Source organism: Collinsella sp. TF07-1 (assembly GCF_003437235.1).
In the GTDB taxonomy this organism is placed as follows: domain Bacteria; phylum Actinomycetota; class Coriobacteriia; order Coriobacteriales; family Coriobacteriaceae; genus Collinsella.
The window spans coordinates 1-7,733 of the sequence record NZ_QSRV01000039.1; the positions used below are offsets into that span (position 1 = coordinate 1).

Below are 7,733 nucleotides of genomic sequence, written 5' to 3' on the forward strand. Positions count from 1 at the left end.
CCCACGCCCACGTGCTCGTGAGCGCCCTCAAACTCGGTGCCGATGGCTTCGAGCGCCCCAGGGCGCAGAAGTCAACCAAGGTCTACCTGTGCCGCCGTCCAGACGGCAGCGACGTCATGGTCGCCGCCAAGGACTGGAAAGCGGCCAAGGCCGAGGGCATCGAGAAGGTCTACAACTTCCGGGACGGTGAGCGCCGGACCATGTCCCAGGCGGCGGCGCAAGGCCTCACCAAGGACGACCGCAAGACGAAGACGCCAGTGGCCGTCACCGCCAAGATGGACGGCGCTAAGGCGTTCGATGCCGAGAAAGCCGAACTCAGGTGCGTCCGCGCGTCCTGGGCAGGCATCGCCAACAAACGCCTCGCCGAACATGCCGCCAAGCACAACGAGGTTGCCGTGACAATCGACCACCGGTCCTTCGAGGACCGCAAAATTGAGTACGTCCCGACCGTCCACGAGGGCCAGCGACCCACGCCTGAGCGCGTGGCCATGAATGTCGAGGTGCACCAGACGAACAGCGCCATCGACCGCGTGATCGGAGAGCTGCGCCGACTCAAGGAGCGCGCGAGCGCATGGTGGGCGCAGAAGACCGACGCCGTCACCCAGCGCCGGCGCGCTTTCATCGCCCGCCACACGGGCCTCATGCGCGCCACGGCGGCGCGAAAGCGCGGTATGGCCATGGGCGGCGCCAAGTTGGATATCTCCATCGCCAAGACCGTCGAGGCCGAGATCCAGCAGGTGTTCGCGCGCCGGAGCAACAACCACTTCAACGACCTCGCCGACGCCCTAGCGCAGCGCGGCGTGGCCATGGATTACGTCGAGGGCCACGGCGACCTCAAGTTCACCCAAGACGGTCGCACCGTCACGGGCGCGCAGATGGGACGCCCGCTGCGCCAGCTCGTGACCATGAGCAAGGAGGTCGGGCGACCGATTACCGCCGCCCAGCTCAAGGCCATGACCGCCCAGCAGCGCGACAAGCTCGTCCGCGAGCAGGCCAAGAAGACTGCAAAGGTCGCCAAGCCGCTCTCGGTCGAGATCGAGCTTGAAAACGAAAACGGTATCCACCACTAGACTAGAAACGGAGTTCAAATCATGGGTACTTTCGACAACCTCAGCCAGGACAACCTAGCGGCTATGGGCGATGCCCTTGAGGCATCGGCAGATCTCAAGGAACAGGCGGCGCGCGACCAGCTCCGCGTCGCCAAGGACATGCACAGCATCGCCGGCATCGCGAAGGAGATGCACGGTGCGTTGGTCGAGAACACCGACACCATGCGCGATATGAGCGAGGCGGTCATCGGTGCCGCCGAGCGAGCGGAGGATGCCTCAAACGTCGTTTACAGGGCTGTGGAGGCCCGCACGGTTGAGTGCCTGCGGGACGTGGAGAGGGCGGCTAAAAAGGCCGTTGAGAGCAGCCAGGCGAACGCCAAGCAGGCCGTCGATGAACTCGAGAGCGCGAGGCGGTCGATGATTGTTGCGACCGTTGCGTGCGGCGTCGTGACCTGTGCCGCGTGCCTGATCGTCCTCCTGGTGGCCATTGGCTTCATGTGGACCCAGATGAAGGCCGGGGCCGAGTGGCTTGGCGTCTGGGGCTGGGCGGCGCTGCTGCTGTCTATGGCCATCTGTGGGGCCATCGGATATTTCATTGCAGTCAAGGTTCGTGGGTAGTCATGGACGATATCGAGCTGCTCGATTGGCAGTTCAGGATTGCGAAGATGGGCCGCTCCGAGCTTGAGGTGACCCTCCGGGCCATGGCCGATCCCGATGCAAAACCGTTCTCGCTCCATGACCCGGAGGCTGTGGCGCGGCTCGCGCGCCAGTCGTTGATTGGAAGTACGGAGGCTATGCTGAACCGTGTGCCTTCCAATGTTGGATCCGGGCCGGGCGGCGGCAAGAGAACCGTGACTGTCGACCTGCACGGCTACTACGAGGCAAAGACTGCCGAGGACGCCGAGGCCCAGGACCGGGCCGATCGGGCCGAGATACGGGCCATGTGCGAGCGCAGACTCGCGCACATGCGGCATCGCGAAGAGCTCCGGCACGTTCCCGAGACGTCGCCACTAAAGGCGTTTATCACCGCGTACGAGGCATCGGAGTGATCCTTTTTGTGTATATAGAATCTATATACAGTGTATATAGATTCTATATACACATTTTTAGGCGGAAAAGTGTAAAATATCATTTAACCTTAATGTACGTCCTGCTTAGCCCGTAGGGCACCCCCTCGGGGTCGCTCCTGAGGTTGTTTCCAGGGGAGTGTTGTTTTCATCTTAAAGGGGGCTTTGTATGCCTGTTTCGAGAAAGCGTCGTAAGAGTTCCAGCGAGCATGATGGACGCTGGTATGAGAATGAGCGCCATGCAAATCAGGTGAGAAACGAGAAGTTGTTTGACGCCTATCGTTTGGGTTGGAGCTACTGCGATCCCGACACCTTTTATCACGCTATGTTTCCTGATGGGACTCTCCAGAAGAAGGGTAACGATTCCGATGGCAAGCCCAATGTCATTGTTCTTGAGGACACCGGTAAGGAGATAGAACGAGGAGTCGACCCAAAGGGCAACAAACTTGTAAAACGCATTATGCATCGATACACGCTTCATGATGGTCTTGAAGAACTTGAAGAGCTTCGAAAGCTGTCGATTGAGCAGAACACGTTTATGTTTCTGGCTCCGGTCAGCTATTACGGCAAGAGCCGCAGCAGCCGTAATGCCCGATACTTGCATGCCATCATGATCGATCTCGATTACGTTGGCGAACGCGAGCTTGATAACTTGCTCCACCAGATGGAGCGTGGTGCAATTCCCTATGCGAACTATCTCGTCAGCTCAGGGACAGGCCTTCACGTCGTTTACCTTCTCGAACATCCAGTGCCGCTTATGACCCGCTACGTCACTGGTCTACAGGTCCTCAAGCGCGAGCTGACCGACCGAGTTTGGAACGCCAACACAAGCGCCAGCGACCCAGACAAGAAGCAGACTCAGGGCATCTTCCAAGGTTTCCGGATGGTCGGAAGCGCCACGAAGCTCAATGGAGACATCGGCAATCCAAAGATTAAGCAGCCGTATGTTGCCGAGTGTTTTTCTCACGATGCGACCCCGCCTGCTACAATCCCCTATCTGCTGTCTTTTGTTCCAAAGCTGCTGGGCAAGAAGGATATGGATGGTCTTGCAGCTCTTCGAGAGCTTACGCAGGAGGCCCGCAAGAAGACTCCGATCGCCCGGGCAAAAGAATTGTGGCCCGAGTGGTATGAAAGGTGCGTTGTTAACGACGAGCCGCGCGGAGGGTGGACGTATGGCCGTGCCGGCTACGATCGGGTTTTGAGCGTCATCAGGGATCAGGCATCAGTTGATCACCGTTATTGGTGCATCTTCTATCTTGCTGTCATGGCTAACAAGTGTGGCGTTTCTTACGACGAGCTTGAGGACGATGCATACGGCCTTCTTGATCGATTTGACGCCCTTTCGGTAGAGCCAAGCAACAGGTTTACCGCTAACGACGTGGCGGCGGCTCTGGAGGCGTTTGAGGGCGGCTCAGCGGCTGGGCGGGCGCGTCGTTACACTCAGGGATTCTGCGAGCGAAAGGCCGCTGTCTCATATGGTGAGAAGATGGGACATGGTAGTAATCCGCCAGACAAGAGACTCCCGAAGGATTTGTCTCTTGAAAAGGCCCGCATGACAAGGGACCTGAATCAGAAGGCCCATGGCACGAATTGGTGGGATAACGGCAACCGAGATGGAGCGCCGACGAAGGCCGTGCAGGTTTGGAAAACTGCGGCTGAGAACCCTGGTTTAAGTATGTCGGCGCTAGCTCGCGTCGCTGGGGTGTCCCGTCCGACTGTCTATAAGTGGCTCAAGCCTGGATGGCAGAATGAATACAAGAAGGCTATGAGCCAAGACAGGCGTCCAACGTACCGGCCTCATAGGGTTATCGAGGAACAGGCCGAGCAATTCAAGCGGAAGTATGCAAATGATCGGCCAGGTCTTGTTCGCGCGGTACTGCGCCATGTCGCGGCGCATCCGTGGGAACCATATGAGCAGACGGCGGTCTTTTTCGGCTTTAGGCGCGCTGCCGAGGTCGAGAGAATTGTCCGCGAGAACGAAGATCTTCTCAATCAGATCAAGATCGGCATCGATGATGAACACCAGGCATGGAACACTGAGACCGACGACTACTTCGACGCCATGACGACAGCCGACCTTATGGGAAAGCGTTCCGACCTGATGAAAGCTCGCGCCCTCGGCGTTCGAGCTGCAATTGAATGGGCGAGACACGAGGCGCCAGACCTGTTCGAGGGGCTGCGCGCGGCGAGGAACGCGGGGCGAACGCTTACAGGCGACGAGCTCGCCGAGTTGAAAGAAAAGTATATACAGTCTATATAGACTGTATATACTTTCTATATAGACTCACTGTTAGATACAACAGCACTTGAGAGGAACGCCCGTGATTATTTCGGCTATGAACTTAAAAGGTGGTGTCGGCAAGACAACGACGGCAATGGCGTTGGCGACAGCTGCTGAGCGCGAGGGAAAGAGCGTCGAGGTTTACGACTGCGACCCGCAGTCTAGCGCAAGCTTCTGGGCGCTCCTCGCCGATCAGAACAATGATTCCCTTCCATTTTCCGTAACGTCGGCGAACCTGGCGACGGTGCGGCGCGCCGGCATCCAATACCGCAGGAATCCTGACAAATGGATCTTTATCGACTGCCCACCGAATGGCAACATCATGGACGAGGCTGCTGAGGCATCGGACTTCGTCGTGATTCCGACGGGTCCGGGCGCGGCCGACGTTGTGAAGACCATCGAGACCGCACGCACGCTTACGAAGCGCGAGGTCTTTTACGGCGTGCTACTTACTCAGGTTGCGGCCAACACCCTTTCGTTTGCAAAGGCACAGAGCGAGATTGAAGATGCCGACCTCAGTTATTTCGACCATCAAGTCCGCCGCCGCGAAGGGCTGCGAAACTTTTTCGGCAATTCGTTTGGCGATGATCTCTTCGGCTATGAGGAGATTTGGGATGAACTGAAAGAAATCTTGCGTAACGATGAGGAGATTCACTATGCCGGCTAAGAGGCCAGTCCGTCGAATGACGGTGCCTGAGGAGGTTGCGCCGACCCTCATGGCAAACCAGGATACGCGCCACAAAGGTGACTCGATCAGCACTCGTAAAAAGGGAAAGTGCATCACTTTCTGGGTGACTGATGAACAAAAAGCCGAGATTTCGACTTATGCCGCTGAACACAATACAACGGTCTCACGCCTCATCGTCGAGGGTCTTGAACTGCGCATGAATCGAGATAGTATATAGATTGTATATACACTCTATATAGAATTTATATAGAGTGTATATACATAAGAGCTGAGCCGCTGGCAAAGGCTCAGGAGGGCTTGGAGGGGCTAGCCATGAAGCTCTGACCCAAATCACAACAGTGTCGCCGGCAGGAAAGGGGAGCCCTTCAAGGCCCCCCCCTTCTGTTAGCTCCCCTGCTGCTTTACGCTATGGCCATGAGACCATCGGCGAGGATTCCGCGGGCATACGCACCCGTCGACTTGCCCTCGGCCTTCGCTTCCTTCTCAAGAGCCCGCTTCATCGCAACTGGAACCTTGAGGGACAGCGTCACCGTCTCGGGTACGGCCTTCGGGAGCTTGCCCTCGACAACCTCGCCAACGTTGACCCATCCGCTAGGCCACTCATCGCACTCAAGGGCGCTTTCCCAATCGGCAATCATCTCATCGGTCACGACCTTGCCGTTCTCGGCAACGATTCCGTTCATGTCTACCTCCATCCCAGCTCACGCTTGAACTTCTTCGTCGGCGGCACCATCGCGTGGAACACGCACCAAACGCCGTCGATATCCATGAATCCAATCAGCTCGGCAAACCTCCCATCGGGAAGCGAGCCGACCGAAATCCAGAGCGGCGGGTCATCCGTGCCGTTTCGCTGGCGGCACCGAATCGGGTTCTCCCACGCATACGCGACCTCATCGCTGGTAAGCCCGTGCTTGAGGGCGTTCCCGTGTACTCTGACCAATGCCGTTCTCCTTTCTTCCCCAATAAGTATACCAGTTTAGTATACCTAATCAAAGCACCTGATTATCGAGCGGTCGCGCTGGGGCTTCGTGGCCGCCAAGCTCCCTGCGGGCACCCCTCTGGTTCAAAAAAGTCCACGTTTTCGAACACGCCGCTGAACTCGTCGCTGACGTTGTCCGAGGTTTCATCCTCGTCCTCGTCCGGCTCTTCGAACTTGTAGAGCGTTTCACCGTCGACGTCGAGCCTGAGCAGCCCGTGCTCATCGTGAGCAACAGCGAGCCAGGCATTGAGGATCTGTGGGGCGTTTTCCGCTGAAATGCTCAGGATGCTTTCGGCCTGCCCCTCTTCGGTTCGGCTGCTCTTTGCCTGCCCACTTTTCTCCGGGTCGTACCCCTCCTCGAATCTGAGGGCGCTCCAAAGTTCGAGATGCCGTCCGTTGACGCGCAGCACGGCATGTGAGGTCGATGCGGACCCGTCCGCTCGGGTGTCCCATGCGTCAATGCGGTCCTCGTAGACAATTTTGATATTCACTGTTTGCCGCCCTTTCCGTCGCGCCATGCGATGTATCGAGAGATCTCACCCTCAGGTTTGCTGGCAATTTCGTTGGCGAGAACCCGCCCGAGCCATGTGGCAATGCGCTCGTCGAGCTCAACGTGACCGGCCTCGGCCTCGATGGTCGCGGCGCTCGCGATGAGCCGGTGGTTGCGTTTGGTCCGTTCCTCGTTCCGCTGCTTCGCCTTGAGTTTCTTCAGGCGCTCTTCGGCCTCGGCGACCTGCTGGTCAATGGTCTTCTTGACGCGCTTGCGTTTCGGCTTCGCGGGCTGCGTTCCGGCGTCTGCCGCGAAAGTGTTATCTGACCGCTGAGCCCCGTCGATGCTCGTGAATTCGTTCAGGTCCATTTTGTGCCTTTCAACTGCGTTTTTAATTGACTTGATTGTACCCGTAACGAGTGGGTATCATTCCCTTAACTTAAGTTAAGGGCGCACTTAGTCTCACTTACTCGCACCTACGGCGCTGCGTGAGAGAGACATTGCGTGCGCGCCTAGGCGGCGAGCCCCTACGCTCCCTGCGGTCGCTGCGCGTCGCTCGCGCTCCTTGCCTCTCCGGCACACCGCCAACCGTTCGCCTTGGGCGGCTTACGATTGGCTGCGCCTGCGCGGTCGCCAAGGCTCCCTTGCGCTCCGCGATACCGTGCCCGTTCGCCTCAATGGCTCACGGTGCGTACGGCACCGCTGCGCGCTCGTTTCACTCGCTTGCCGGAAGGAGGCAGACGCCACATGGCCATCTACCATCTGAACGCCCGAGGCATCGCCCCGGCGCGCGGATCGTCTGCCGTCGCGTCTGCCGCCTACCAGAGCGGCGAGACATTGCGCGACGAGGCCACGGGCGAGCTCAAGCGCTACGCGCGCGCCGAGCGCATCGCCGATACCGGTATCGTCCTTCCCGAAGGTGCGCCCGCCTGGGACCGTCAGAGTCTCTGGAACGAGGCACGGCGCGCATATGACGGCGGCAACGAACTCGTGGCCAAGCGCTATGAGTTCGCCCTTCCCCGCGAGCTCGACTTGGACGAGCAACGCGCCTGCGTTCTCGATTTCTGCAACCTGTTCAAAAACAAGGCCTGCGATTGGGCAATACATGATTCGGGCGACGGTAATCCCCACGCCCACGTGCTCGTGAGCGCCCTCAAACTCGGTGCCGATGGCTTCGAG

Annotated in this window: 11 protein-coding genes; 7 read left to right on the plus strand and 4 right to left on the minus strand. The window is 58.6% G+C overall.

Going from position 1 to position 7,733, the window contains the following annotated elements:
• The 6 genes from DXC67_RS09855 to DXC67_RS09880 form a co-directional block, all read left to right on the plus strand.
• The coding region (locus DXC67_RS09855; RefSeq protein WP_147327786.1) for a MobA/MobL family protein at positions 1-1,070 on the plus strand (1,070 nt) is incomplete at its 5' end.
• Between the two features lie 21 nt (positions 1,071-1,091).
• On the plus strand, positions 1,092-1,667 hold the full coding sequence (locus tag DXC67_RS09860; protein ID WP_117638235.1) for a hypothetical protein: 576 nt from the start codon (positions 1,092-1,094) through the stop codon (positions 1,665-1,667).
• A gap of 2 nt (positions 1,668-1,669) precedes the next feature.
• A complete protein-coding gene (locus DXC67_RS09865; protein WP_117638236.1) occupies positions 1,670-2,098 on the plus strand; it encodes a hypothetical protein in 429 nt (142 codons plus the stop codon).
• Positions 2,099-2,285: 187 nt separating this feature from the next.
• Positions 2,286-4,376, plus strand: a complete 2,091-nt coding sequence (locus DXC67_RS09870) for a hypothetical protein (protein WP_117638237.1) — start codon at positions 2,286-2,288, stop codon at positions 4,374-4,376.
• Between the two features lie 61 nt (positions 4,377-4,437).
• Positions 4,438-5,064, plus strand: coding sequence for a ParA family protein (locus tag DXC67_RS09875; protein ID WP_117638238.1), 627 nt, complete (start codon positions 4,438-4,440; stop codon positions 5,062-5,064).
• Positions 5,054-5,302 (plus strand): hypothetical protein, encoded by a 249-nt coding sequence (locus tag DXC67_RS09880; protein WP_117638239.1) that lies wholly within the window; start codon positions 5,054-5,056, stop codon positions 5,300-5,302. The genes DXC67_RS09875 and DXC67_RS09880 overlap by 11 nt, the downstream gene beginning before the upstream one ends.
• Before the next feature lie 184 nt (positions 5,303-5,486).
• Here the strand turns inward: DXC67_RS09880 and DXC67_RS09885 are convergent, their stop codons facing one another.
• The 4 genes from DXC67_RS09885 to DXC67_RS09900 form a co-directional block, all read right to left on the minus strand.
• Complete coding sequence (locus tag DXC67_RS09885) at positions 5,487-5,768, minus strand: hypothetical protein (RefSeq protein ID WP_117638240.1); 282 nt, start codon at positions 5,766-5,768, stop codon at positions 5,487-5,489.
• A gap of 2 nt (positions 5,769-5,770) precedes the next feature.
• The gene (locus tag DXC67_RS09890) at positions 5,771-6,025 is read right to left on the minus strand and encodes a hypothetical protein (protein WP_117638241.1); all 255 of its coding nucleotides are present in this window, start codon (positions 6,023-6,025) and stop codon (positions 5,771-5,773) included.
• Positions 6,026-6,087: 62 nt separating this feature from the next.
• Positions 6,088-6,555: a hypothetical protein gene (locus DXC67_RS09895; protein WP_117638242.1), complete on the minus strand. Its 468-nt coding sequence runs from the start codon at positions 6,553-6,555 to the stop codon at positions 6,088-6,090.
• Entirely contained in the window at positions 6,552-6,923 is a 372-nt protein-coding gene (locus DXC67_RS09900; protein ID WP_117638243.1) for a hypothetical protein, read from the minus strand. Before DXC67_RS09900 ends, DXC67_RS09895 begins: the two co-directional genes overlap by 4 nt.
• A 378-nt stretch (positions 6,924-7,301) precedes the next feature.
• On the opposite strand from DXC67_RS09900, the gene DXC67_RS09905 reads away from it, so the two are divergent.
• On the plus strand, positions 7,302-7,733 hold a 432-nt coding region (locus DXC67_RS09905; protein ID WP_158551349.1), incomplete at its 3' end, for a MobA/MobL family protein.